At 34.0% G+C, this 24,870-nt stretch carries 20 protein-coding genes; 13 read left to right on the top strand and 7 right to left on the bottom strand.

The genetic code is table 11. The annotated features are described in order from the left end of the window. Positions 1-16 precede the first annotated feature (16 nt). The 4 genes from Z053_RS0125350 to Z053_RS0125335 all read right to left on the bottom strand — a co-directional run bounded on the left by Z053_RS0125350 (position 17) and on the right by Z053_RS0125335 (position 3,528). Positions 17-1,204, bottom strand: a complete 1,188-nt coding sequence (locus tag Z053_RS0125350) for a THUMP-like domain-containing protein (RefSeq protein WP_025667763.1) — start codon at positions 1,202-1,204, stop codon at positions 17-19. Then, a complete protein-coding gene (locus Z053_RS0125345; RefSeq protein ID WP_025667762.1) occupies positions 1,205-2,293 on the bottom strand; it encodes an AI-2E family transporter in 1,089 nt (362 codons plus the stop codon). 69 nt (positions 2,294-2,362) lie between these two features. Further along, positions 2,363-2,884: a TrmH family RNA methyltransferase gene (locus tag Z053_RS0125340; RefSeq protein ID WP_025667761.1), complete on the bottom strand. Its 522-nt coding sequence runs from the start codon at positions 2,882-2,884 to the stop codon at positions 2,363-2,365. Further along, a complete protein-coding gene (locus Z053_RS0125335; RefSeq protein ID WP_035096842.1) occupies positions 2,884-3,528 on the bottom strand; it encodes a DUF4159 domain-containing protein in 645 nt (214 codons plus the stop codon). Before Z053_RS0125335 ends, Z053_RS0125340 begins: the two co-directional genes overlap by 1 nt. A gap of 44 nt (positions 3,529-3,572) precedes the next feature. On the opposite strand from Z053_RS0125335, the gene Z053_RS0125330 reads away from it, so the two are divergent. The 8 genes from Z053_RS0125330 (at position 3,573) to Z053_RS0125295 (ending at position 8,415) form a co-directional block, all read left to right on the top strand. Beyond that, the gene (locus tag Z053_RS0125330) at positions 3,573-4,298 is read left to right on the top strand and encodes a DUF1223 domain-containing protein (RefSeq protein WP_035096840.1); all 726 of its coding nucleotides are present in this window, start codon (positions 3,573-3,575) and stop codon (positions 4,296-4,298) included. A 127-nt stretch (positions 4,299-4,425) separates the two neighbouring features. Beyond that, on the top strand, positions 4,426-4,920 hold the full coding sequence (locus tag Z053_RS0125325; protein ID WP_025667758.1) for a DinB family protein: 495 nt from the start codon (positions 4,426-4,428) through the stop codon (positions 4,918-4,920). A 4-nt stretch (positions 4,921-4,924) separates the two neighbouring features. Then, on the top strand, positions 4,925-5,506 hold the full coding sequence (locus Z053_RS0125320; RefSeq protein WP_025667757.1) for a sigma-70 family RNA polymerase sigma factor: 582 nt from the start codon (positions 4,925-4,927) through the stop codon (positions 5,504-5,506). Positions 5,507-5,555: 49 nt separating this feature from the next. Then, positions 5,556-6,464 (top strand): sterol desaturase family protein, encoded by a 909-nt coding sequence (locus Z053_RS0125315; RefSeq protein ID WP_025667756.1) that lies wholly within the window; start codon positions 5,556-5,558, stop codon positions 6,462-6,464. A 112-nt stretch (positions 6,465-6,576) separates the two neighbouring features. After that, positions 6,577-7,035 (top strand): DinB family protein, encoded by a 459-nt coding sequence (locus Z053_RS0125310; RefSeq protein WP_051476144.1) that lies wholly within the window; start codon positions 6,577-6,579, stop codon positions 7,033-7,035. A gap of 11 nt (positions 7,036-7,046) precedes the next feature. Next, the gene (locus tag Z053_RS0125305; protein ID WP_025667754.1) at positions 7,047-7,526 is read left to right on the top strand and encodes a membrane protein; all 480 of its coding nucleotides are present in this window, start codon (positions 7,047-7,049) and stop codon (positions 7,524-7,526) included. Positions 7,527-7,539: 13 nt separating this feature from the next. Beyond that, positions 7,540-7,911 (top strand): DUF1801 domain-containing protein, encoded by a 372-nt coding sequence (locus Z053_RS29335; protein ID WP_035096838.1) that lies wholly within the window; start codon positions 7,540-7,542, stop codon positions 7,909-7,911. An 18-nt stretch (positions 7,912-7,929) separates the two neighbouring features. Continuing rightward, positions 7,930-8,415, top strand: a complete 486-nt coding sequence (locus tag Z053_RS0125295) for a DinB family protein (protein ID WP_025667753.1) — start codon at positions 7,930-7,932, stop codon at positions 8,413-8,415. A gap of 17 nt (positions 8,416-8,432) precedes the next feature. Here the strand turns inward: Z053_RS0125295 and Z053_RS0125290 are convergent, their stop codons facing one another. Beyond that, the gene (locus Z053_RS0125290) at positions 8,433-9,599 is read right to left on the bottom strand and encodes an esterase-like activity of phytase family protein (RefSeq protein WP_025667752.1); all 1,167 of its coding nucleotides are present in this window, start codon (positions 9,597-9,599) and stop codon (positions 8,433-8,435) included. 331 nt (positions 9,600-9,930) lie between these two features. Here Z053_RS0125290 and Z053_RS0125285 point away from each other — a divergent pair, with 331 nt between their 5' ends. Beyond that, the gene (locus tag Z053_RS0125285; protein WP_025667751.1) at positions 9,931-11,610 is read left to right on the top strand and encodes a T9SS type A sorting domain-containing protein; all 1,680 of its coding nucleotides are present in this window, start codon (positions 9,931-9,933) and stop codon (positions 11,608-11,610) included. Positions 11,611-11,674: 64 nt separating this feature from the next. On the opposite strand, the gene Z053_RS0125280 is transcribed toward Z053_RS0125285, so the two are convergent. Together Z053_RS0125280 and tsaD are read right to left on the bottom strand one after the other, a co-directional pair. Next, positions 11,675-12,379 carry a 16S rRNA (uracil(1498)-N(3))-methyltransferase gene (locus Z053_RS0125280; RefSeq protein ID WP_025667750.1) on the bottom strand — a complete coding sequence of 235 codons (705 nt, stop codon included), beginning with the start codon at positions 12,377-12,379 and terminating at the stop codon, positions 11,675-11,677. A 51-nt stretch (positions 12,380-12,430) separates the two neighbouring features. Next, complete coding sequence (tsaD, locus tag Z053_RS0125275; protein WP_025667749.1) at positions 12,431-13,453, bottom strand: tRNA (adenosine(37)-N6)-threonylcarbamoyltransferase complex transferase subunit TsaD; 1,023 nt, start codon at positions 13,451-13,453, stop codon at positions 12,431-12,433. A 105-nt stretch (positions 13,454-13,558) separates the two neighbouring features. Here tsaD and Z053_RS0125270 point away from each other — a divergent pair, with 105 nt between their 5' ends. From Z053_RS0125270 to Z053_RS0125255, 4 genes are all read left to right on the top strand, one after another. Further along, positions 13,559-17,965: a translocation/assembly module TamB domain-containing protein gene (locus Z053_RS0125270; protein ID WP_035096861.1), complete on the top strand. Its 4,407-nt coding sequence runs from the start codon at positions 13,559-13,561 to the stop codon at positions 17,963-17,965. A 59-nt stretch (positions 17,966-18,024) separates the two neighbouring features. Continuing rightward, entirely contained in the window at positions 18,025-19,011 is a 987-nt protein-coding gene (gene pfkA / locus Z053_RS0125265) for a 6-phosphofructokinase (protein ID WP_025667747.1), read from the top strand. A gap of 774 nt (positions 19,012-19,785) precedes the next feature. Continuing rightward, complete coding sequence (locus Z053_RS29330) at positions 19,786-20,058, top strand: hypothetical protein (RefSeq protein WP_025667746.1); 273 nt, start codon at positions 19,786-19,788, stop codon at positions 20,056-20,058. Positions 20,059-20,254: 196 nt separating this feature from the next. Then, positions 20,255-24,709, top strand: a complete 4,455-nt coding sequence (locus Z053_RS0125255; RefSeq protein WP_025667745.1) for a PKD domain-containing protein — start codon at positions 20,255-20,257, stop codon at positions 24,707-24,709. The last annotated feature ends 161 nt before the right edge of the window (positions 24,710-24,870 follow it).

The raw sequence follows: 24,870 nt of genomic DNA, 5'->3' as shown, positions 1-24,870 counted from the left end.
TAAATGCCTCATTGTTTTAAGAACTAAGTTTTTTACAATGGATTATTACTTTTTTGTTGTCATAACCCGTTGTGAAAAAGAGATAACCATCGCCTCCTTCTTTAATTTTAAACTTTTTTCTTAGAGTAGCAACCGATTCCTGAAAGTTACGTATTGTAATATTGGCTTTGGTGATCCCTATTTTGGACAGTACCTTTTTTTGATAAGGATATACTGTTATGATTTCAAACTTTCTTCCGGGGAAATCAATTTTATGATCAGAAGTATATAAATGCGAATTAATATGAAGTTTTGTTAGCTTAAAAGCAGTAGCAATACTTTGAAAACTTCCACTTTTTAGGATTGCGGCATTGGGTTCATAAAGGTAGGTCATAGGTAACCCCATACTTGCAGATTGCCTGGCTTCATCTTTTAGGAAAAAAGAAAACTCCTGATGTACCGTTTTTTGAATGTTGACAGTCACAATTTTGATATCTCCAGTATAGGTTTTATCAAGAATCCATATCAATTCTTTAACTTCATTTTCTACAGCAACAACATGAATTTCTTTTATGTTTTGCAATGTTTTGCTCCCCATTTGAATATCTAATAATGGAGAAGTTTTGATTAAGATATTTTTACTTTTCTTAAAAAGTAAATCTAAATTAGAAGGCACATCGGGTAAACAGTCTTCTAGAAAGAATACTTTTCCTTTGCTATCATGTCTTCTAGAGGGGTCGATGTAAATCCAATCCAGAGTATTGTGATTTTTCAAAATGTCTAACCCATCTCCGATAATAGTTTGGATATTTTTCTGCTCGAGTATTTCAAAATTATGTGAAGCAATTTCGCTTAATGATGCATTTAATTCACAATGAATTACTGTTGTGATATGTTTGGCAAAAAAATAATCATCAATTCCGAAACCACCTGTTAGGTCGATTAAAGATGCTCCCGAAACAAGCTTACTTTTATACAATGCTGTTATTTCAGAAGAGGTTTGCTCCAGGTTAAGTGTTGGCGGGTAGTAGATTTTGTTTTTAGCATACCAGGTGGGTAATTTTCTTTTTACTTTACGCTTTCCCTGGATTTGTTGCGCTAACTCTTTGCTAGAGATCCTTTCAAAAGGGCTTTTGCTTAAAATCAGGGTACTTATATCGAGTGTACTCTCAGATTTTTCAGCAATAAACTCCTGAACTTCTTTATGTAGCAGTAGAGGATTCAATTAGAGATCTTTGGTAAGTGTTTTTACAATTTTATATTCAGAAAGAAATTCTTTAGCAATTACTTTAATCGCAGTATAAAAAGGTACTGCAACGATAAGCCCGCCGATCCCAAAAAGTAATCCGAAAATAAGAATAGCCAAAAAGATCTCTAGCGGATGAGATTTTACGCTGTTTCCAAAAATCAAGGGTTGGTTTAAGAAATTATCAATCAATTGAATGATCAGATAACCAATTAGAATGTAAGTTAGTTTTGGCAAAATCACAGTCTGAAAATCAAATCCTAAGTTACTGGTGATTGCTAGTATAATCACAAATACTCCCCCAAATAATGGGCCTACGTATGGAATTAGGTTACAAATTGCTGCAATTAAAGCGACTGCAATGGCATTATGAACTCCAAATATCAATAAGAGTATGGTGTATAAGATAAAGAGAATAATTACCTGTAATAGTAGCCCAACAAAGTAGCGTGAGAGTAAATCTTTAATTTTGGTAAATGCTCTCATAAATCTGTTCTCATCTTCTTTTTTTGCAAGTACTAATAAGCTATTTTCGAGAAGGAGACTATCTTTCAATAAAAAGAAAGAAATAAATAAAACCGAGAATAACCCAATTAAAACTGCTCCAAAACCACTTAAAAACGAGTTTATGGCATTGGGGATAGCTTTTAAATCAAAAAATTGCATTAGATCGGTTTGCTTCATCAGTTCTACAAAATTTAGTTTTTCTATTTTAAAATAAGCACTAACCTCCTGATTAAATCTATTGATATCATCCCCTAATTTATTGATATCAATTTCACCAATTAATTGCCCTTGTTCACTAATAATAGGAACAAACAGCATAAAAATACTTAGAAATAACCCAATAACAATTAGTAGTGTGGTGACCACTGCCAACGAATTTTTAAATTTCAGTTTCTTTTTAAGAAATAGGACCAAGGGTCTACCCATTAGAGAAATTACAGAAGCAAAGGCAATGTATATAAGAACAGACTGTATTTTATAGAGAAACCAGAGTAATCCTAAGACACCGATAATAATAGCTACTGCTCTTAAGATTCCGTATGCAATTGTTTTTGAATTCATATTTTAAAATTTCGAAGATTCAAAGTTACAAAGTTTTGATTTGTCCTTTATTGCTATCCTTATGGAGTATTATTTTCTACTGTTCAATATTTGTTTTGTAATCTCATATAGAGCAATTCCCGTTGCTGTTGCAACATTCATACTACTATTATTGCCATACATATTGATGTGTACACTGTTTTTTGTTAAAGCCAAAACTTCATTAGATACTCCAAAATTTTCTTCACCGATCACAAGTGCTATTTTTTCCTGGGGAGATGGTTTATAATCAGCAACAGGAATACTTGTATCGGTAATTTCTAATGCCAGAATGGTATACCCATCAGATTTAAATTGCTGTACGGTATGTATAATATCATCAGCTTGATGATAAGGTATGATCTCGTGTGTAGCTCTTGCTGTACGTTGCATACGTTTACTAATCACGGTAATATCTTCTCCGCAAAAATAGATTTGCTCTATACCAAAACTATCTGCGATTCTAAATATACTTCCAATATTTGCGGGCGAATTCACCCGATCACAGATAAGCGTTATCCGAAATTGATTTTTTACAAACCGGTTATGATGATGATGTAATTGCTCTGACATTAATTCTCAAAAGCGTATTTAATAATATTAGCTCCCATTTTTAGTGCTTTGGATCTTACTTCTTGTGGGTCATTATGGACCTCTGGGTTTTCCCAACCATCACCAAGGTCACTTTCAAAAGTAAAGAGTAATATCAGGCGATTTTCATGAATAATCCCCAGTGCTTGTGGTCGTTTTCCATCATGTTCATGGATTTTAGGTAATCCTTGCGGGAAATTATATTTTGATGAAAAGATAGGATGTGTTACAGGTAATTCTACCAGTTCTTTATCAGGAAAAACCTTAACGAGTTCTTTTCGAATGTATGGTTCCATACCATAGTTATCATCAATATGTAAAAAACCACCGCTTAAGAGGTAATCTCTTAAGTTTTGGGCATCTACATCTGTAAAAAAAACATTACCGTGCCCTGTCATATGAATGTATGGGTACTGAAATATATCAACACTTTCTGGCTTAACTGTTTTTGGCTTGGCACTTATTGCAGTATTAATATTTTGATTACAAAATGTAATAAGATTAGGAAGAGCCGTAGGATTACTATACCAATCACCACCTCCTTTATATTGTAAAATGGCAATATCTTGCCCATAAATTGATATGGTTACCAAAAAAAAGAAGATATATCTAGTAAGTTTTATCATCATGCTCGTCTAAAATAAAGCCTAAAAGTACTAAAATTATGCAGATGTTACAGAAGCTTATGATGCTATTAACGCTTATTGTTTTGATACCTATAAATGCTCAGAAAAGCAATGAATCAGCAATAGTATTAGAATTATTTACCTCACAAGGGTGTAGTAGCTGTCCGTCGGCAGATGAATTACTCGAGGATATTAAGAAAAAACACCAAGATCAAAATGTAGTTGTGCTATCATATCATGTAGATTACTGGAATAGATTGGGGTGGAAAGACCCATTTAGTTCGGCAAGATTTAGTGACTATCAAAGAGCGTATGCACAACAATTTAACAGCAGATCTATTTATACTCCACAATTAGTAGTCAACGGAAGCGAACATTTTACCGGATCAGATCGATATAAGGCAAATATAGCTTTAAAAAAGTATTCAAAAACTAGGGTTAATTCTACTATTTTGATAAAGGATATGCGACAAGAGCCTTCTCAGATTGTTTTTAATTATAAGGTAGATGGAGCCCCATTTAATACGATTACACTAGCTTTGGTAGTTTCTGAGCGTATTACTAATATATCGAGAGGAGAAAACAGAAATAGAACATTAAAAAACACCAATATTGTAGCGAATCGAATGGTTAAACAAGAAGAATCGGGGAATATCTCGATGACCATTCCTGATTGGGTTTCAGAAAATGATGAACTATCTGTAATTGCATATACACAAGATGATACTTTAAAAACAACAGGAGCTACAAAATTGGCAGTTCTTAGGTGATTGTTTGGGTATAGTATATTTAGAACTTCTTATAAGTTTAATATTATTCAAAATCATTATAGTAACTTTGGATGAATGCGTTTTAATCTTAACTTTTAGTAAAGATTATACCTAGATCAATGAAGTTATGGAAATAAAGGATATACATAGTTTTCTTAGGTATTACACCAGGATAAAAGATCGTACCAGAAGATTATTTGAACATATTCCAACAGAAAAAATAGAATGGACCACTAGTAAGGGAAAATTTACTATTGGTGATATCATACGTCATCTGGCACTTACAGAGAGGTTTATGTATGTCGAAAATGTTCGGCTAAAACCTAGTTTATATACTGGTTGTGGAGAAAGCTATGCAAATGGATATCAAAAGACAATTAATCTGTATAATGAACTACATCTTGAATCGGTAGCAATTCTTTCGCAGCTTAAGTCCGAAGATTTACTTGAAAAATGTGAAACACCAGGAGGCCACAAAATAACAATATGGAAATTACTACGAGCTATGGTAGAACATGAAATCCACCATAGAGGAGTACTATACACGTATCTGGCACTATTAGAGATAAAGACTCCACCTATATTTGGATTAACCTCAGAAGAAGTAATACAAAAAAGGTAACTATATGAAATTCGAAAATATCTGGGAAGAACATAAAAAACCGTTATTAAACTTCATTAAGACAAGAGTTGATGATAACAATATTGGCGAGGATATAGTACAAGATGTGGGTATAAAACTACATACTGCCTTATACAAAAATCAAGAAATCAATAATTACAAATCCTGGCTTTTTCAAGTAGCAAGAAATACGATTGCAGACTATTATAGAAAAAATAAAATACCGACTACTATTATAAAAGATCAACCAGAGATTGCCGAAACATCAATGTCTGGTACTTGTGTATGTGATTTATCGGGATTTGTTATCCAAAATTACCTTCCAAAGCAATATGCAGATGCACTTTATCTAAGTGATATCGAACAAAAGCCTCAAAAAGAGATTGCAAAAATTTTAGACCTAAGCTTAACAGCTACCAAATCCAGAATACAAAGAGGGCGAAAAAAGCTAAAGGAATTAGTGACCGATTGTATAGAGATATCATACAATAATAAAGGGCAGATAACTGGGTTTCTACTTAAAGATGATTGCGAATTACCACCAGAACTGATAACCCAGATAGATAAATTAAATTTAACGATATAAAGCTGCATCTTTTTGTTCTATTGGTACGACTATAGGTTAAAATAGAATAATGAAGCAACATAAAATTTTATCCGTTTTAACCGTTCCCGCTCTACTGTTAATAACCGGCATAATTGCATCCTTAACGATTAGTAAGCGTTGGAGTTTTGAAATATCGTCTTACGCTATCTTTCTTTTTACGGCAATTTATATTTTAATATTCGAACAAATTATTCCCTTAAAAATAGATTGGAAAACCAAACGAAATAACCTTTTTACAGATATAAAACACTTTATATTTTCGACAGCATTATTTGATGCATTAGGCAAAACAGTATCACTTTCTTTTGTACTATATCTTCAACAAAATTTCTTTATAGCATCAGAAATATGGGACGATGTTCCTCTCGTACTAATATTTGTGGTCGCAAATATAATAGGAGAATTTCTACCTTATTTCTACCATAGAATTAGCCATATCGGAAACCTTAATTCTATCCTAAGTTTATTGCTATGGAAAATACACTCGATTCATCATTTACCAACTTCGTTAAATTGGTTTAAGACAAATTGGATACATCCAATTAATATCTTCTTAAATACTGTATTTAAAATGGTACCTCTTTTGCTTTTAGGGTTTAATAAAGATATGATCTTTCTGGTAGGAGTAACACATGTGGTGATAGCATATATTTCTCATGCTAATATCAAAACCAAAACAGGCTTTTTGGATTATTTGATCGTTACACCACGACTACATCATTTTCATCATAGTAAACTACTGCATGAAGCTAAAAATTATGGGAATATTCTACCCTATTGGGATTTGGTTTTTGGAACTTATTATAATCGTAAAGGAGAAGTCGATGATGTAGGAGTCATAGAAAACCATATGTTATATCCAAAACAGAAAAACTACCTCCAACAGCTATTATTTCCATTTAAACGAGTTTTTAAGGAATGTTGTCAAGTAAAGTGACTCTATTATTCAATTCAAAAATGATTGCAATATATACATTTGTAAATGTAGATAAGTACAATTGCCTTTTGTAACTTTGATACAACAGTCTGATCATATACAATAGTCAAAAATGCAAATATCTGAAATAACACAGAAACTTAGTCATCTATTAGAAAAGGGAGCAAAGCTAATACATGATAGCAGTGAAAACGAACTTAAATCCAAACCTTCTCCAAATAAATGGTCGAAAAAAGAAATTTTAGGCCACCTGATAGATTCTGGAATAAATAACTTGCAAAGGTTTACAGAAATCCAATTTGAAACCAAACCCTACAAAATTCGAAAATATAACCAAAATGAACTCGTTAATGCCAATCATTATAACGGAGCTAATACAGATGAAATAATAAGTTTTTGGTTAGCTATTAATGAGCGAATTAAAAAAGTGATCGAATTGCAAGATGAGTATACTTTAGCATATCAAATTGAAATTAATGAAGGAGAAAAATCTGATTTTAAGTTTTTAATTGTAGACTATGTAAATCATATGCAACATCATTTAGATCAAATAGAAAAATTACACAACTAATAAAATAAAAAATGGAATACTTCACATTGGCACGAGTACTACACGTTCTAGCTGTGATTTTATGGATAGGTGGAGTGGCTATGGTAACAACTGTAATTATCCCCGCTGTTAAAAAATTAAAATCGAAGGAAGATCAGATAAAAACCTTCGAACAGATAGAAGGTAATTTTGCCTTGCAAGCCAAAATTACAACTTTAATAACTGGTATAACAGGGTTTTATATGTTGTATGTACTGGATGCGTGGGATAGATATTTTGATTATAGATTTTGGTGGATCCATGCAATGACACTGGTTTGGATATTATTCTCACTAATTCTGTATGTTTTAGAACCACTCGTATTGCATAAATTGTTTAAAAAGTATGCAGAGGATAATCCCGCAAAAACGTTCAGATTTATGCATCGTATGCATTGGATTTTGCTGGTATTAAGTTTGATTACTACAGCAGGAGCAGTGGCAGGTAGTCATGGATGGTTTTTCTTGAAATAATCAATGAGAAATAATGAATACTAACGATCAATTTTATTTCGATAAGCATGAACCCAACAAAAGCTGTTTGTTGACCATGCGTAGTATTATTCTTAATCAAGATGAAGATATTATCGAAACACGTAAATATGGGATGCCGTGTTTTTGTTATAAAGGGAAAATGTTCTGTTACTTATGGGTTGATAAAAAAACCGACGAACCCTATTTTCTCATGGTAGAAGGAAAATATCTTGACCATCCTCAATTAGAAACGGGTGATCGCGCAAGAATGAAAATTTTTAGGATAGACCCAAACAAAGATCTACCCGTAACGACAATCAAGTTAATTTTAAATCTGGCATTAGATTTATATAGAAACGGTACCATTATAATTGCTAAGAAGTAGCGTCAAAAATCAAAATAGATGAAGCAGTATCGAGATCAAGGAGCGGTAGGAGCATTATTAGATGAGTATGAAAAAGCAGTAACAGAAGTTATCACCGTTTTGTCTGATGTTAGTGACCAAAAATTGACCACTATTGTAGATGATAAGACCAAAGACCCTGATTGTAGATCAATACAAACTATTTTGACCCATGTGATAAGAGCTGGATATTGTTATGTTATTGAAATAAGAAAATCATTAGGCGAGCAGATTGATTTTGTAGAACGTAAACCATTGAATAGTGTAAAAGAATATCAAACAGGTTTACAAGAAATGTTTATATACAATGAACAATTTTTTGAAGATTACCCTGATTTACATCTTGAAGAAAAAGATCCTGATAAAAAAATAGTAGTAACATGGGGACAACGGTATAATATAGAGCAGTTATTAGAACATGCTATTGTACATATTTTAAGACACAGAAGGCAAATCGAAAGGTTTTTAATAAAACTAAATACTTAGTATTATATAGAGTATCGCTATGGTACCACTTTTAAAACAATAAATTGATTAAGTTGTGGAAAAAAGGAATTAAAGTTATTGTCAGAAATTACAACGATCGTTCGACTACCATCTTTTAATTTTGGCCCAAACGAAAAACCTTCAAGGTTATCTACAGTATTATTAGTAAGTTGACTTCGAATACTATCAAAAGTAAAAAGTAAAGTTTTTGTTACTGCAGTATAGGAGGTAGTTGCTAATGTTTCTGTAGACAACGTATCTGTAGCATTTGTAGCGTCTACCTTATATATTTTTACTGTATTTCCTCCGTCTATATATCCAGAAGAGAAAGAACGTTCTAGTGCCAGAAATTTGTTAGTGTCGTATTCCAGAATTTCTACCAAACCATTCACTTCAAATGTAGTACCTAGTGTGGCTTCACGTGCTACAGGATCAAGCTCATAAGCAAATTGTCGTTCGGCAATTCCTGATGTTTTGTTTATATAGGTGACTCTTACAGGAGATTGTGTGTCTGTAGTGGTGGGTTCTGGACCATCTTCAATAAGAGGTAACTCAAAAGAGATCCAGTATCCTTTATTCTCAAAACCCAATGAAAGACCTTCTAAAACTCCGTTATGCCTTGGTCCAGAAGAAGTATCCACTGTATTGGCCTTAAAATTATCAGGCAATGTAAAACGTTTGATTTGATTTCCTTCGGGAGCTATTTCGATCAAAGCCGGATCCACACCATTAGTAATAGAACCCTCACTAGTATACACAATCGTACCTGTACGGGTATCAAAGCGTATAGCTTCGGGATCAACAGCTCCCTGCGCCAAAGGAGCACCTGCCTCATCTTTAATTTCTACCATAGTGGTAATCCCAACCGAAGTAAAACCATCTTTGGTATAAGTTATATCTGCCTCATAATATCGTATAGGGGGTGTAGAAGTATCGCAGATGATGTACCACTTACCATTTTGATAATCAATTCCCGAAAAGCCCCCTATAGGGACACCATCAATTTCCTGGTCTGCAAGTACAGATTCATCGATATACTCAAGAGCACTAATTGTATTTTGTTCATTTACAGGAAGTATTGGTGTAGGCTCATCGCCTGTAACTGGTGCCGTATCACTTGTACTCGAAGAACAACACCAACATACCAAAACAATCAAAAATACTTTTTTTATTACCTGTACCATAATGAACTGGATTGAGCGATAAAGATATCAATTTGTAATGAAAAATACTGTTATAAACGTATAAATACTGTCTTGTAATCTACTAGTAAATATATAAAATAAAACAGGCTTTTACCCCTGTATTTATGGGGTGTAACCACTTGATAGTCATTGTGTTGTTTTGTAAATTAGTAGTGATGGGTTAATGTAGAAAAACACAGAGACAGGTCTTTGATTTCTCGTTATGAGATACGTTAAAAAATCAATAGACAAAGGACGCAGGTTGTTTAAACCCATAGCTATGCAATTGCATAGGAGAATATGTTTTTAACCAATTTAAATATAAATCATCATGAAAACAATTTTATGTAGTGTAGCCTTTTGCTTTATTACAAGTATGGGCTTTTCACAATTTCAACACACGTTCGGAACAGAAAAATCAGAGATGGGTAGATCTCTTACTCAGCTACAGCAAGTTGAAAAGGGGTATTTGATAGCAGGATATACTTCAAAAAACTTTATTGGTAGTCTTGAAGCAACCTTGGTCAAAACAGATCTTAATGGTAATCAAATATGGTCTAGAGTATACGGAGGACAAGATTACGAATATTTTAATTCAGTAAGACAATCCACCTTTTTTAGCCCCAACAACAGAACAGCTTATGTGGCTGCAGGAGTTACTCGTAGTTTTGGTTTTGGAGGCGGAGACGCATATCTTATGGGAGCAGATACTAATGGTGCTCTTGTTTTTTCTGCAGTATATGGGGGGCAACAATATGATGCTGCTCACTGTGTGCAAAATAATAGGGAAGTAACAGGAAAACCGGGCTATATTCTTGTTGGTGAAACTAGAAGCTATACAGCATTTCCGGGAGCCAATGTATATGTTGTTAAAACAGATTTGCAAGGAAACCTAATAAGAGCTACAGTAATAGGAGGTAGAGGAGACCAACGAGGTATGTGGATAGAACAAACAAGAGATGGAGGGTACATCATTGCAGGATCGACTACAAATTACTGGTGTGGTGTTAGTACTACGTTGGCCAACCCACCTACAGATCTTTTTGTGATAAAACTAAAACCTGATCTTACCATAGAATGGAACAGAATATTGGGGTATCCTAATGAGCTAGATCCTACAATGGGATATAGAAATGTAGCTACTTGTGTAAAACAAGATAGAAATGGTAATTATGTTCTTACCGGATATACCAATAGTTTTGGGATTAATAATTCTTATGATGCATTTTTATTATACCTGGATGGAGGAGGTAACTTCATGGGGATGAAAACATATGGAACAGAGAGAACAGAGCTAGGATTTAGTTTAGAAGAAACTTTTGACGGAGCAGGAAACCAGCGGTTTACAGTAGTTGGTCAACAGGTTATTTCATCACGTAAAGCTATGCTGTTTCAAACAGACGCTGGGGGTACTTTACAATGGGCACGTGAGTATGGTTATGATAAACAAGAAGGAGGAATGGAAATGGTAACCGATACTTATGATAAAGGATTTGCCTTTACAGGATATACAACTTCTTTTGGAGCCGGAGCTACAGAAATTTACCTGGTAGAAACCACAGATACAGGCAAGACAGGTACAATTTGTGAAAAAGAAATAGATCTAAAAGAAATAAAGCACGAACCTTGTATTGCTAAAAGTGCGCAACAAATCTTTGTAGATGAGTATAGAAGAATAGAGCATCCTGTGATTAGAGTAGAATACAAAGAAGACCTGTGCAAAAAAAGTAAAGTTGGCCTTACAACAGAAGAGGCTAAGCCATTAGAAACAGATGTAGTCCTATTCCCTAATCCCGTTAATAATCTCCTTACATTAGATGTTGAAAAAACATTTGCAGTATCCAAAGTTGAGGTTTTTGATGTGCATGGTAAGATGGTTATTCAAAATGCAGAATCAGGTCAAAAAGGCAAAATAGTACTAGCCACAGAAGGCCTGCAACCAGGAATGTATATCGTTAAGCTACGAACTCAAAACGGACAAACTCGTATGATGAAATTCCTTAAAAAATAAAACTATTAGTACTGTAATTAAATAATTAAAAATGAGCTGCTTCTATTGTGTTGAGGTAGCTCATTTAATTATTTATAAAAGCTATACTATGTACCGCAACGATTGCTGCAGTCTCGGTACGTAATCGGGTTTCTCCCAATGTAACTGGTGTATACCCCGAGCTTAACGCTATATCAATTTCTTTTGTCGAAAAATCCCCCTCGGGACCGATAAGAATGGTAGTATTTACTTCTGGCAGAAGAACACTTTTTAAAGATTGCTTTTTGGTTTCTTCGCAATGTGCGATTAATAATTGATCTTCATTTTCCTGTTTTATAAACTCAGAAAATGTAATAGCTGGGTTTAGCTTTGGTAAATAACATTGCAGCGATTGTTTCATCGCACTTTGAAGGATACGTTCGAATCGTTCTGCCTTGATGATTTTTCGTTCACTGTGATCACAAATAATAGGAGTAATTTCATCGATACCAATTTCAGTAGCTTTTTCCAAAAACCATTCAAATCGATCATTCATTTTAGTAGGAGCTACAGCTAGATGTACTTTATACTTTCTATGCTGTTGCTGGTCATAGCTTTCAATTTTGGCAATACATTGGGATGGGTTAGAAAATATAATGCGAGCAATAAATAAAAAACCATAACCATTGGTAATATGCAATTGATCTCCTTCCTTTTTTCGTAATACTTTGGCAATATGTTTGCTTTCTTCTCTCGAAAATTTTATTTCACTACTAGATGTTGTTAAAGTATGGTTATAGAATAATTGCATTTTATATTTTATAGTCAAAAATCAGGTTATACATTTATAAAACACTATAGATTAGAATTGTATTCGGGCTTTGGCTACGACACTCATATCCGTAAAATCTTTCTTCAGGTATTTTAAATAGCCTACAATTCCGATCATTGCAGCATTATCTGTAGTATACTCGAATTTGGGAACAAAAGTTTTCCATCCATACTTTTGTTCTCCTTCTTTTAGTGCTTTTCTAATTCCCGAATTTGCAGAAACACCACCACCAATTGCGATACTTTTAATACCGGTTTGTTTAGAAGCTTTTTTAAGTTTATCGATTAGGATATTAATAATTGTATATTGTAGAGATGCACATATATCATTAAGATTTTCGGCTACAAAATCAGGGTTCTCTTTTACTTTTTTCTGAACGAAATAGAGAACAGAAGTCTTAAGCCCGCTAAAACTAAAATTGAGATCACCAACTTTTGGCTTAGGAAAAGGAAACGCTTTTGGATTTCCCATCTGTGCATATTTATCAATTAATGGTCCTCCAGGATATGGCAATCCAAATATCTTTGCGCTTTTGTCAAAAGCTTCTCCAACAGCATCATCGATAGTCTCACCAATAATTTCCATATCAAAATGCGCATTAACTTTAACAATCTGTGTATGTCCACCACTTATTGTCATTGCCAAAAAAGGAAATTCTGGGATATCAAACTCATCTTCTTCAATAAAATGAGCCAAAATATGCGCTTGCATATGATTAACATCTATTAAAGGGATATCCAGAGCCAGGGCTAATGACTTGGCAAATGAAGTGCCCACTAATAGAGATCCCATTAACCCGGGGCCTCGGGTAAAAGCAATGGCATGTAAATCTTCTTTCTTTATATTTGCTTGTTTAATTGCCTGATCGATTACTGGAACAATATTTTGCTGATGTGCTCTAGAGGCTAATTCGGGCACAACGCCACCATATAACTCATGTATTTTTTGCGATGCAACAACATTGGATAAAACCTGTCCATTACATAATACAGCTGCAGAAGTATCATCGCATGAAGACTCAATACCGAGGATGTATATTTTTTGTGGATTCATTATGAGGAAAAAGGCATAGAAATTGTTAATATTGTCAACAAAGTTAAAACAATAAAACGTATCAGGAAATTTAGGAAAATATTGTTAAGGACATTTCTTGTCCTTTTGTCGCTATTTGCATTTTTGGTAGTGCTGTTTTCTATTCCTGCGGTTCAAACTTATTTTGCAGAAAAAGTTACCAATTATCTTAATGAAACCTATGGTGTTGATATCCATATTGACCGAATAGGATTAACCTATGCAGGTAATGTATATCTCGAGGAAATCTTAGTCAGAGACCATCATCAGGATACATTAATATATGCCGGGAGTATAAAAACTTCTATAGGAAGTATTACACAAGTGACCAAAGGCAGACCCGAGTTAGGACAAGTTGCTATAGAAGACCTGATCTTTGATATGAAAATATATAAAGATGAAAGTAGTGATAACCTGATGACGTTTGTTAGAAAATTCAATACAGGGAAAAAACCACCTTCTGGAGAAAAATTTATCCTTTCAACAAAAAATATCGACCTGCAGCGAGGAAAATATAGTTTTACTAATGAGAATTTAAGAAACCCGAAAGCTGTAGAGTATACCGATATCGTTCTTGATGCAGAAAGCCTTTTGGTAGATGGCGATGATGTATATATTACTATAGATGCCTTATCGTTTAAAGATTTTAGAGGATTAGATGTTTCCAAACTTCAAACTTGTTTTACGATAACTTCTACAGATATGAAGTTTCAGGAATTGGTTATAGAAACCAACGACTCTAAGATCGAAGGTGAAATTCTATTCTCTTATGATGTTGGAGGGTTAGACGATTTTGAAAATAAGGTAAATATTACTGCAGATTTTGATAATGCAGCTATTTCTACCAATGATTTGATTCCTTTTTACCGTGAATTCGGAAAAAACCAAATGCTTAGGATGCAAAATACCTCGGTTAGAGGAGTGCTTAATGATTTTAAAATAGTTAATGCTAACATATCGGGATTAGATAGATCCATAATACAAGGAAATATAAGAATTAAAAATGCAGTTAGCGATGCCTCAAAATTTGAGCTCGAAGGAGATTTTAAAAACTTAACCAGCAATTATTATGATCTGGTGAATTTATTACCAGATGTGCTAGGCACCTCTTTACCACGGCAATTATATCAATTTGGTAGTGTGCGTGCCGTTGGTAATGCTATTGTAACTACAAAAGCTGTAGATATAGATATGGATCTGTTTTCACAACTAGGGAAGATTAATGCCTTTGTTTTGTTAGAAAACCTTAATGATATAGAACGTGCATCCTATAACGGAAATATTATTTCTAATAATTTTAATGTAGGACAGCTATTAGGTAGAAAATCAATAGGAAATTCTGTTTTTGATATTCATGTAGACGGAACAGGTTTTACTTTAAAAAGCCTGAATACCAAGATAGAAGGAGATATTAGCAAACTTGATTTTAATGGGTATACCTATACAGGTTTAAAAGCACAGGGAAACCTTAAAGACCGTGTGTTTGATGGTAATCTTAATTCTAAAGATCCTAACATAAGGTTTAGTTTTAATGGAGTAGCAGATTTATCACAAGAAATACATAATTACAATTTTAAGGCTTATGTAGATCATATGGATCTTAATAAGCTAAACTTATTTACCCGAGACAGTATTTCTGTTTTTAATGGCGATGTATACATGAATATGAAAGGAACGGGGATCAATGATGCTTTTGGTACAATTGCTTTTGAAAAAACCCTGTATACCAATCAGGATGCAGGATTTTATTTCGAAGATTTTGAGATCAGATCAAGTTTTGATGATAAAAATATACGCACCATTACAATCAATAGCCCAGATATTGTAGAAGGTAATGTAAAGGGAATTTTTAGATTCGAAAATGTTTATGACCTGTTTAGAAATTCTATTGGAAGTCTGTATACCAATTTTGAAGCCACCGAAATTACCGATGATGAGTTTATGGAGTTTAATTTCAATATTTATAATAAAATAGTTGATGTATTCTTTCCAGAAGTCCAATTTGCACCAAACACCAGTATTAAAGGAAAAGTAGAGAGTAATGAATCAGAGTTTAAACTTACGTTTAAATCACCATCGATTCAGGCTTTTGATAATTTTATGGAGGATGTCGATATCCAGATAGATAATAAAAACCCATTATTTAATACCTATATCGCTATTGATAGTATCGATTCAAAATATTATGATGTTTCTGAGTTTAGTTTGATTAATGTTACCTTAAAAGATACCTTATTTATGCACTCAGAATTTAAGGGAGGAGAAAACAATAAAGACAATTTTAACTTGGAGTTCTATCATACGATAAACGAAGATAATAATTCTGTAGTAGGGATAAAAAAATCTGATTTCACATATAAAGGCCATACCTGGTATGCCAATAGAGAAAAGAGTAAAGCAAACAATAAGATTATTTTTGATAATGATTTTAAAAATATAGATATACGATCGGTAATCTTTAGTTATCTGGATGAAGAGATCAAGCTTAATGGAGTTACAAGAGGTAAAGATTATAAGGATCTAAAAGCAACCTTTGAAAATGTAGATCTTAATAAAATAACACCCAGGATTGATAGTTTAAATTTTAAAGGGAGAGTAGATGGAGAATTATCGGTTCTTCAGGAAAGTGGTAGTTACCTTCCGACTTCTACTGTAGTGATTCGGGATTTAGAAGTTAATAAGACACTGCTGGGAGAATTAAGATTTAATGTTTCCGGAAACGAAGATCTTACACAATATAATGTGAATACACGGTTGATTAATAACCAAAAACAAAAAACATTATCTGCCATAGGAGGAATTAATGTTTCAAAAACAAACCCATCAATAGATGTAGATCTAGAATTAGATGATTTCGATATTTCAGAATTTAGTGCACTCGGGGGAATCGTACTTACCAATATACGAGGGTTTGTTTCGGGAGAAGCAAAAATATCGGGTAGTTATAAAAACCCCTCTATGGATGGAGTATTGACATTAGATCAGGCTGGTCTTACAGTACCCTACCTTAATATTGACCTCGATTTAGGCGATAACTCAAAAGTTATTTTAAAGCAACAACGTTTTAACTTTGATAATGTTGATATTACAGATACAAAATATAAAACCAAAGGTATTCTGAGAGGATACATTGCACATCGAAGGTTTTCTAAATGGGAACTTGGATTAGAAGTATTGGCTAATGAAAGACTCCTGGTTCTGGATACCGAAGAAGACGAAGAATCCCTGTATTATGGTACCGGCTTTATAAGTGGCGATGCAACTATCAAAGGGCCAACCGATGAATTGGTTATCGATGTTAATGCAAAAACAGAAAGAGGCACTATTTTTAAAATTCCGTTAAACGAAACAGAATCTATAGGAGATAATTCATATATCCACTTTTTAAGCCCCGATGAGAAACGAGCCCGACTAGAAGGAAAAGAAATTGTACTAGATGATATAAAAGGACTAGAACTTAATTTTGAACTTGATGTAAATGATAATGCCGAAGTAGAGGTTGTCGTAGATAAAAGTACAGGAAGTTCGTTAAAAGGACGTGGAGCCGGGACATTACTTATTGAGATTAATACCAATGGTAAATTTAATATGTGGGGTGATTTTGTAGCGTATGAGGGAACGTATAATTTTAGATATGGAGCCTTTGTAGAAAAACTGTTTACTGTTAGAGAAGGAGGGACAATTAATTGGGATGGAAGCCCTACAAGAGCACTTTTGGACCTTAGTGCAGTATACAAAACAGAAGCAAATCCTGCAATATTGTTAGAAAACTCTTCTATAAACCGTAAAATCCCAGTAGAAGTAGTAATAGACCTTCAGGGAGAATTAATTCAACCTAATGTTAATTTTAATATAGAATTTCCCAACTTAAGCTCTGTGATAAAAAGTGAGTTGGATTATAAACTAAGCGATCAGTCTAATAAAGAATTACAAGCACTCTCTTTGGTCTCTTCTGGGCAGTTTTATAACGGAACCCTTGATGCCAACGCGCTTACTGGTGGTTTGGTGGCAGAAAGAGCATCCAACCTTTTTAATAATGTTTTCTCTGATAAAGATGATAAGTTTCAGGTAGGGTTAAATTATGTTCAGGGTGTTAAAAGCTTGGATCAGGAAGATGCAGATCAGTTTGGGTTAACCCTTTCTACCCAGATTAGTAACAGAATTCTGATTAACGGGAGAGTAGGAGTTCCTATTGGAGGAGTTAACGAATCTAGTGTCGTTGGAGATGTTGAGGTAGAATACCTTTTTAATGAAGATGGATCCCTGAGAGGAAAGATTTTTAACCGGGAAAATACAATTCAATTTGTAGGTGCAGGAAATCAGGGATATGAACAAGGGATTGGACTTTCATACTCAGTTGATTTTGATAATTTTAATGAATTATGGACTAAGATTTTCAAAAATAAAAAAGCAAAAGATTCTATTGCAAAACCCAAGGATACGACCAAAATTGAAACTCCGAATTTTATTAACTTTACCGAAAAGAACAACTAATCTGTTAAGCAAAGATTTTATTTCAATGGCAGATCAATTCATCTACTAAATATTTAATTATGGCAAAAGAGATAAGAACCATTGGTGTTATGACTTCGGGAGGAGATGCTCCTGGAATGAATGCAGCAATACGTGCTGTAGCGAGAGCATGTGCTTATTATAATGTAAAATGCATAGGGTTTTATCGGGGATACCAAGGGATGATAGAAGGAGATCATACCGTAATGAATGCCAGAAGTGTTCGAAATATCATTAGTAGAGGAGGAACAATACTTAAATCTGCCCGATCTGTAGATTTTAAAACTCCCGAGGGAAGAAAAAAAGCAGCAGATCAGCTTAAAAAAATAGGAGTAGATGCTATGGTTCTTATTGGTGGTGATGGGACATTTAGAGGAGGACAGATTTTTAGCGAAGAATATGATATTCCTGTTATTGGTGTCCCGGGTACTATAGATAATGATATTGCAGGGACAAACTATACGATTGGTTATGATACTGCCTTAAATACAGTGATCAATGCGATAGATAAAATACGAGATACGGCCAGCTCACATAATCGATTGTTTTTTGTAGAGGTAATGGGCCGTGATGCCGGATTTATTGCTCTAAATAGTGGAGTAGGCGCAGGAGCAGAAGAAATTCTGATTCCCGAAGAAGACCTAGGGCTTGACCGATTATTAGAATCACTAAAACGTAGTAAACGATCGGGTAAATCGTCGAGCATAGTCGTAGTAAGTGAAGGTGATAAAACAGGGAAAAATGTATATGAATTGGCAGACTATGTAACCGAAAACTTACCAGATTATGAAGTAAGAGTCACTGTCTTAGGACATATGCAACGCGGTGGCTCCCCATCATGTTTTGATAGAACACTGGCTAGTCGATTATGTGTTAAAGCAGTAGAATTACTTCTAGACGGAGAGAAAAATGTAATGGTAGGTATTATTAATAATGAAATTACAGCAACCAGTTTTGATGTTGGCCTAAAAGAGGGTCACGAAATTAATAAAGAATTACTTCGCATTTCTGATATCCTTTCTACTTAACTTGAATTCGATGTAAGAATTTAGTTTAAGGAAACCGTCAAATTGAGTGATTTTTCGTAGTGACCTCTCGACTGTGCTCGAGGTGACGTGGAGAAAAATTGTATCGATCCTTCGACGAAGCTCAGGATGACAAGGTTTTTGCTTAAAAATTTATCCTTCACTTCAAAATGTAAATTTTATCAAGACTACAATTAAGATTGTAACATGAGACTTTAAAAAATTGATGCATTAGCATCATTTTTTTCTCATTTTATTGCAAAAACCTTTCAGATTTTTGTTTTTTCTGCAATATTAGTTTTTGGATAAGGGTTGTGTTTAAGTAGTTTAAAACTAGTGTTTTATATGTATCGAAGTAAGTCGTATTTGATAAATACCGACTTACTTTTCTTGTTTTTGATTACGTTGTAACCGTACATTTGAGGGAACAAAAAAATAGTAAGATGACCCAATACAAAGGATACCAAAAGAAACAAAATTATAGCGAATATTCTAAAAGAATGTATATAACAAAATACCTTTTTTAGCCCATTACGTACCTAATGTAAACTACCCCATAATTGCATTAAACAATGACTAATATTCTCATTACTTTACCTTAGATAATGCATTAGGAAATGTATGCTGTGTTAAGCGTATAGCAAAATAGACATTTCAGTATGCTTTTAGAGATAGCATATTGTGTTTATGTCGATGTTTAGAAAACATCTTTCCTTACATTTTTAGCACTTATATTAAAGTTCTAGTGCACTATCTGGGTTTAATCTGCAACTCATCATGAATAGTATTATCAAACAAATCGAACTTATAGAACGTATTGATCAACTTATTCGATTGCAAGCAACAGGAGCACCAGATGAACTGACTTCTAAATTAGGAATTTCAAAAACCAAACTGTATCGCATTATTAATACAATGAAAAGTTTAAATGCTCCTATCGAGTACGATATCACGATACAGAGTTTTGTGTATGCCGAGCCTGTTGATTTTACTTTTGGGTTCTACACAAAAGATAGAAAAACGAATATAATCAACCCTTTTATAGGGTAATTAAGGGAGTAGTTAACCCGAAATCCAAGACCCAAAATCTGTAACCAAAAACCCCCTTCAAATTTATTTCTAAAAAAACTTTCACTTTTTTTTTCTCAGTCCCGAAAAACGAAACTGGGATAGTTTAATATTGCATCGGGAATATGATTAAAAAATAAAAAGCAGTCACTCATTACTTTTATAAAACAAATCGATTATGATACGAAAAATACTACTAATAGCTTCGCTATTAGTTGGGATTAATTCTTTTGCTCAAGAACTCCCAAAAATCATCCCTGTATCCCCAGAGGCATCCTCTCTAGGGAAATACACAGAAATTCCTGCAGCAACTTATACAGGAATTCCTCAAATTAGTATTCCGATATGGGAGTTACAACAAAAAGGGATAAAATTACCAATCAATATATCCTACCATTCTGCTGGTATCAAAGTTAGCGAAATTGCTTCCTGGGTAGGTACGGGTTGGAGTTTAAATTATGGAGGGGCCGTTTTTAGATCTACCAGAGGTTTACCCGATGATATCTCAGGAGGCTATTTAACTGTTACCGGAGATAGAAAAGTAAAGGCTTTTTCTAATGCTTCACAAGAAAGAAGGAGAGATTTATTACAATTGGCATCTGATGGAAATCTGGATTATGAGGCCGATATTTTTCAATTTAATATACTGGGGTATTCTGGGAAATTTATTTTTGATCAGGAAACCAAGGATGTCGTTTTCTTCAGTAAGGACGATATCAAAATCGCTCCTATTTACCAAGATCCGGCGGCATATAAAGACATAAAGGAATGGAAAATTATATTACCAAACGGAATCCAATGTCATTTTGGTGAAAACAAGGCTTACGATTTTAGCTTACTGAATCAAAATTTTAGTGACAAAGGAGGCAGAGGAGGATTAAGTACAACTTCTTCTCATAAAACAGCCTGGTATATTTCAAGTATAAAAGACATCAATGGAAACATCGTAGAATTTAGTTATGATCAGTATGAAAAAGATGTCTGCACTCTGGGAGGGCAGCAAGATAGTTATGGAATTGCCAGTCAAAATGCTCCTTGCAATTTTCCTATCACTAATTTTTCTAAGGTTACTTCATATAGTAACAATAATGTCTTGTATGCAAAAATCAAAGAAATTAATGCTATAGATACCAAAATAGTTTTTGTGCCAGAAACAAGTACCAGAGAAGATTTTGAAAAAGATAAAGCATTACACAAAATAGAGGTTTATAATACTCTTACTAATACATTAATTACATCTTATGTATTTAATTATTACTATTCTTTTAATCTGCAGGGTTCAAGGTTATATCCATCTCCTTGTATCAACCCTCAAGATCCTAATGAAGTAGGTAAACGACTTTTTCTGAGCTCTGTACAGCAACAAAAAGGAGCACATAAAATCCCACCACATCAATTCTATTATAATCCAATAAAGCTTCCGGCGAGAACTTCTTTTTCCCAGGATTATTGGGGATATTATAATGGAGCTCAGAATAATTCACTTATTCCCGAAGTACATATAAAAAATGTATGGGCGCCTAATCCGGGAGCAGCTGATTATCTTACTTTGAGTGGAGCAAACCGTCGTGTGGATATCGTTAAATCAAAAGCAGGAATTCTCAATAAAATCGTATATCCAACAGGAGGGTATACCGAGTATGTATATGAAAACAATATAGCCAATAATGCAGATAGGTTTGGGTTTAACGATTATGAGAAACCTAATATACGGCCTAATATTCTGGCTACATTATCAAGTAGTGAATTAAATGTTGATGATCCTAATACCTGGATAATCGAGAAGAAATTTACAGTAGAAGAAAATTCATGTAATCTATCAATTAACCTTCCTTCTATTTATATAAAATCCGAGTATACTTGTGTTGATCGAAATGATTGTTTATATGTCCTTAGATTAGACGGAACTATTTTGCCTACAGATCGCCCAGAGGCTACCTGTATAGAATTAAGTCCTGGAGAACATACATTAGAACTTGAACTATACAGACCTCCGGGAGAAGGAATGAATATCCCTTATGGTTTTGCCCAGGTTTTAATGGCTAATACTGTTGACGTCCCTCAAAATCAAATCGTAACTGTAGGAAGCCAGAGGGTAAAACAGATACAGCTTCATGATAATGCAACCGGTACTATTGTTAAGAACTATGAGTATGAAGATGGAGAAGCATTAAATCTACCGGTATATACTAATCTTAGACAAGCTCAATATTCATGTCATTTCGGTTCTAATCCACCATCTACTTATTTTGAGACCGTTCCGGTATATACTCGTAAATCAAATAGTTTTACTTCATTGTCAAGCATTGGTGGGGGTTATGTAGGGTATAAAAAAGTAACTGAATACATTTTGGATAAAAATACAAATGGAACAACCGAGTATCTATTTTCTTTTTATGATGATAATATTAGTCGAACTTTTCCTTTTAAACCCTCAACATCATTAGACTGGAGAAGAGGTAATTTACTAGAAAAAAAATACTATCAAAATAGGGCAGATCAAAAAACATTAATAAAAGAGGAGAAAAACACCTACAAATATTACAATAGTACCAGTTTAAACGGTTTATATGTTTTTAACCCTAATTATGGAAATACTGAGGATCTTTCAGCATTCAAATTAGATTATAGAAGCTACCCTACAATGGGAGAAACGGTAAAATTAATAGCGACAGAATCCAAGGAATATTTCCCTGCTGTTTTTAGTACTTCTACAAAATATTATTATGATGGGATAAATCATTTACAGACCACAAAAGTAGAAACAACTAACAGTAAAGGTGAAATTGTAAGTACTAAGACCTATTACCCAAATGATGTGAGCAATACCAATGATTTAGGGAATGATGATTTAACACCTATAGAAAAATCATCGATAGATAAATTAAAGGAGCAACATCGCATCATGCCACCTATACAAGTAGAAAGTGCCAAAGATGGCATTTTATTAAGTACAAAGCGAACCAACTATAAAGATTGGGGAAATGGAATTGTTTTACCAATAGAGATACAGGCCTTAAAAGGGACATACAATGCCATCACGAATCAACTGGAAAATAGAATCATATATCATAAATATGATGTTCGGGGAAATCCATTAGAAGTTTCACAGGCTGATGGAAGTCGGATCATGTATATCTGGGGATATAAAAACACTAAGCCTATTGTAAAAATTGCTAATGCCAGTTATACAGGAATTCCTGCTACGGCTACAGCAATAATTACCCAATTACAAACCGCATCGAATACAGAAGATACAGCTGCAGAAGAGGAAACCATGCGTAATTTGTTTAAAGATCTTAGAGAACATACCTATTTTGCAGATGCTCAAATAACAGGCTATACTTATGACCCTCTGGTTGGGATAACAAGTATGACCGATGCTAAAGGTTATACCACCTATTATAGATATGATGAATTTAATAGACTCATGTATGGATTAGATAATGATCAGCATGTTGCACAACAAGTACGTTATAATTACCAGGGAGAACAAACGGCTACTTTGGGTGATGTAACCATTAATCCAAGCTTAAGTGCCATACAACCCAATCAGGCCGTTACTTTTACCGCCAATACCTCAGGAAGTGGCGGTGCCGATCTCTATACCTGGTCTGTTGATGGTATACAAGAACAATGTGATAGCACGACAAGTTTTACCAAAACCTTTACCAGTGAAGGCACATACACTGTATCTGTAATAGTGTATAATACGCAAACCAAACATAGTGTAAGTAAGACAATGAGTGTGGTAGTAGCCTATCCTCCGATCAATGTACCTACAGTAAGTGCAAATCATGCACATGTAATTACAGGTACCAATGTAAGTTTTACTTCCTCAGGTATAGGAGGCGGGACAGGAGATTTGCGTTATGAGTGGTATGTAAACAATGTAAAACAAGGCAGTACAGGAACTACATTTACCTATACTAGTCCTACGTCAGGGACACAAAATGTATATTGTAAGGTGATTGATAACAGAAGTGGTAAATCTGTAAATAGTCAAGCAAAGCCACTATATGTCTATAATCCTTTAAATATTCCTTCAGTAAATGCTAGTAAAATCTATATTGTAAAAGGCGCAAATATATCTTTTAGTGCTCATGGTATTGGAGGAGGCTCGGGTTCTCGAAGATACGAGTGGTATTTGAACAACGTAAAACAAAGTGCTACGGGTACTAGTTACTCTAATAATTTCCCAACTGCAGGTGAATATACCATTAAATTTCGTGTTATAGACAACACAGTTTCGGGGCATTTCAAAGAAAAAAGTGTTACCATATATTCATACAATCCTATGACAGCAACAATATCTCCTCGCAATGATTTTTACCTTACCAGTTCTAATACTGATGCTACTTTTACAGTAAATGCAATAGGAGGGTCAGGGCAATACACCCGGTCAAACTGGGACGTGACTAGAACAGGAAGTGTCTCCTCCTACCATACTTTAAACACTAATGCAGCTAGTCACACTTTTTATACTCATGGAGTTGAAGACAATGGGAATTATGAATTTGGTATTACTGTTACCGATAGCCGTACCGGACAAAAAATACCATTATCAGTTCAAGTTGTAGTAAATCACTCTTCTGGTAGTGGTGGTGACGGAGATGGACCAGGGAGACAATAAAAAAGAAAGACATGAAAAAACAAATTATATATATACTATTAATACTAATGGGATTGAATCTTCAGGCCCAGGTAGTATTATCCGATAAGAACTATGTACATACGATAGTTCCTCAAACCGCAATGACCATTGCAGAAATGGAGAATGTAAACTGCTCTAAT

The organism is Aquimarina megaterium XH134, assembly GCF_000520975.1.
GTDB lineage: Bacteria > Bacteroidota > Bacteroidia > Flavobacteriales > Flavobacteriaceae > Aquimarina > Aquimarina megaterium.
The sequence above is the reverse complement of the archived record's forward strand: the minus strand, read 5'-3'. Positions and strand labels throughout refer to the sequence as shown.

What these genes read in the sequence shown, in the direction of transcription:
- Z053_RS0125285 (WP_025667751.1), top strand. Translation starts at nt 9,931, where the DNA reads ATGAAAACAATTTTATGTAGTGTAGCCTTTTGCTTTATTACAAGTATG.
- Z053_RS0125325 (WP_025667758.1), top strand. Translation starts at nt 4,426, where the DNA reads ATGGAAATAAAGGATATACATAGTTTTCTTAGGTATTACACCAGGATA.
- Z053_RS29335 (WP_035096838.1), top strand. Translation starts at nt 7,540, where the DNA reads ATGAATACTAACGATCAATTTTATTTCGATAAGCATGAACCCAACAAA.
- Z053_RS0125345 (WP_025667762.1), bottom strand. Translation starts at nt 2,293, where the DNA reads ATGAATTCAAAAACAATTGCATACGGAATCTTAAGAGCAGTAGCTATT.
- Z053_RS0125255 (WP_025667745.1), top strand. Translation starts at nt 20,255, where the DNA reads ATGATACGAAAAATACTACTAATAGCTTCGCTATTAGTTGGGATTAAT.
- Z053_RS0125280 (WP_025667750.1), bottom strand. Translation starts at nt 12,379, where the DNA reads ATGCAATTATTCTATAACCATACTTTAACAACATCTAGTAGTGAAATA.
- tsaD (WP_025667749.1), bottom strand. Translation starts at nt 13,453, where the DNA reads ATGAATCCACAAAAAATATACATCCTCGGTATTGAGTCTTCATGCGAT.
- Z053_RS0125315 (WP_025667756.1), top strand. Translation starts at nt 5,556, where the DNA reads ATGAAGCAACATAAAATTTTATCCGTTTTAACCGTTCCCGCTCTACTG.
- Z053_RS0125290 (WP_025667752.1), bottom strand. Translation starts at nt 9,599, where the DNA reads ATGGTACAGGTAATAAAAAAAGTATTTTTGATTGTTTTGGTATGTTGG.
- Z053_RS29330 (WP_025667746.1), top strand. Translation starts at nt 19,786, where the DNA reads ATGAATAGTATTATCAAACAAATCGAACTTATAGAACGTATTGATCAA.
- Z053_RS0125305 (WP_025667754.1), top strand. Translation starts at nt 7,047, where the DNA reads ATGGAATACTTCACATTGGCACGAGTACTACACGTTCTAGCTGTGATT.
- Z053_RS0125335 (WP_035096842.1), bottom strand. Translation starts at nt 3,528, where the DNA reads ATGATAAAACTTACTAGATATATCTTCTTTTTTTTGGTAACCATATCA.
- Z053_RS0125320 (WP_025667757.1), top strand. Translation starts at nt 4,925, where the DNA reads ATGAAATTCGAAAATATCTGGGAAGAACATAAAAAACCGTTATTAAAC.
- pfkA (WP_025667747.1), top strand. Translation starts at nt 18,025, where the DNA reads ATGGCAAAAGAGATAAGAACCATTGGTGTTATGACTTCGGGAGGAGAT.
- Z053_RS0125340 (WP_025667761.1), bottom strand. Translation starts at nt 2,884, where the DNA reads ATGTCAGAGCAATTACATCATCATCATAACCGGTTTGTAAAAAATCAA.
- Z053_RS0125310 (WP_051476144.1), top strand. Translation starts at nt 6,577, where the DNA reads ATGCAAATATCTGAAATAACACAGAAACTTAGTCATCTATTAGAAAAG.
- Z053_RS0125295 (WP_025667753.1), top strand. Translation starts at nt 7,930, where the DNA reads ATGAAGCAGTATCGAGATCAAGGAGCGGTAGGAGCATTATTAGATGAG.
- Z053_RS0125330 (WP_035096840.1), top strand. Translation starts at nt 3,573, where the DNA reads ATGTTACAGAAGCTTATGATGCTATTAACGCTTATTGTTTTGATACCT.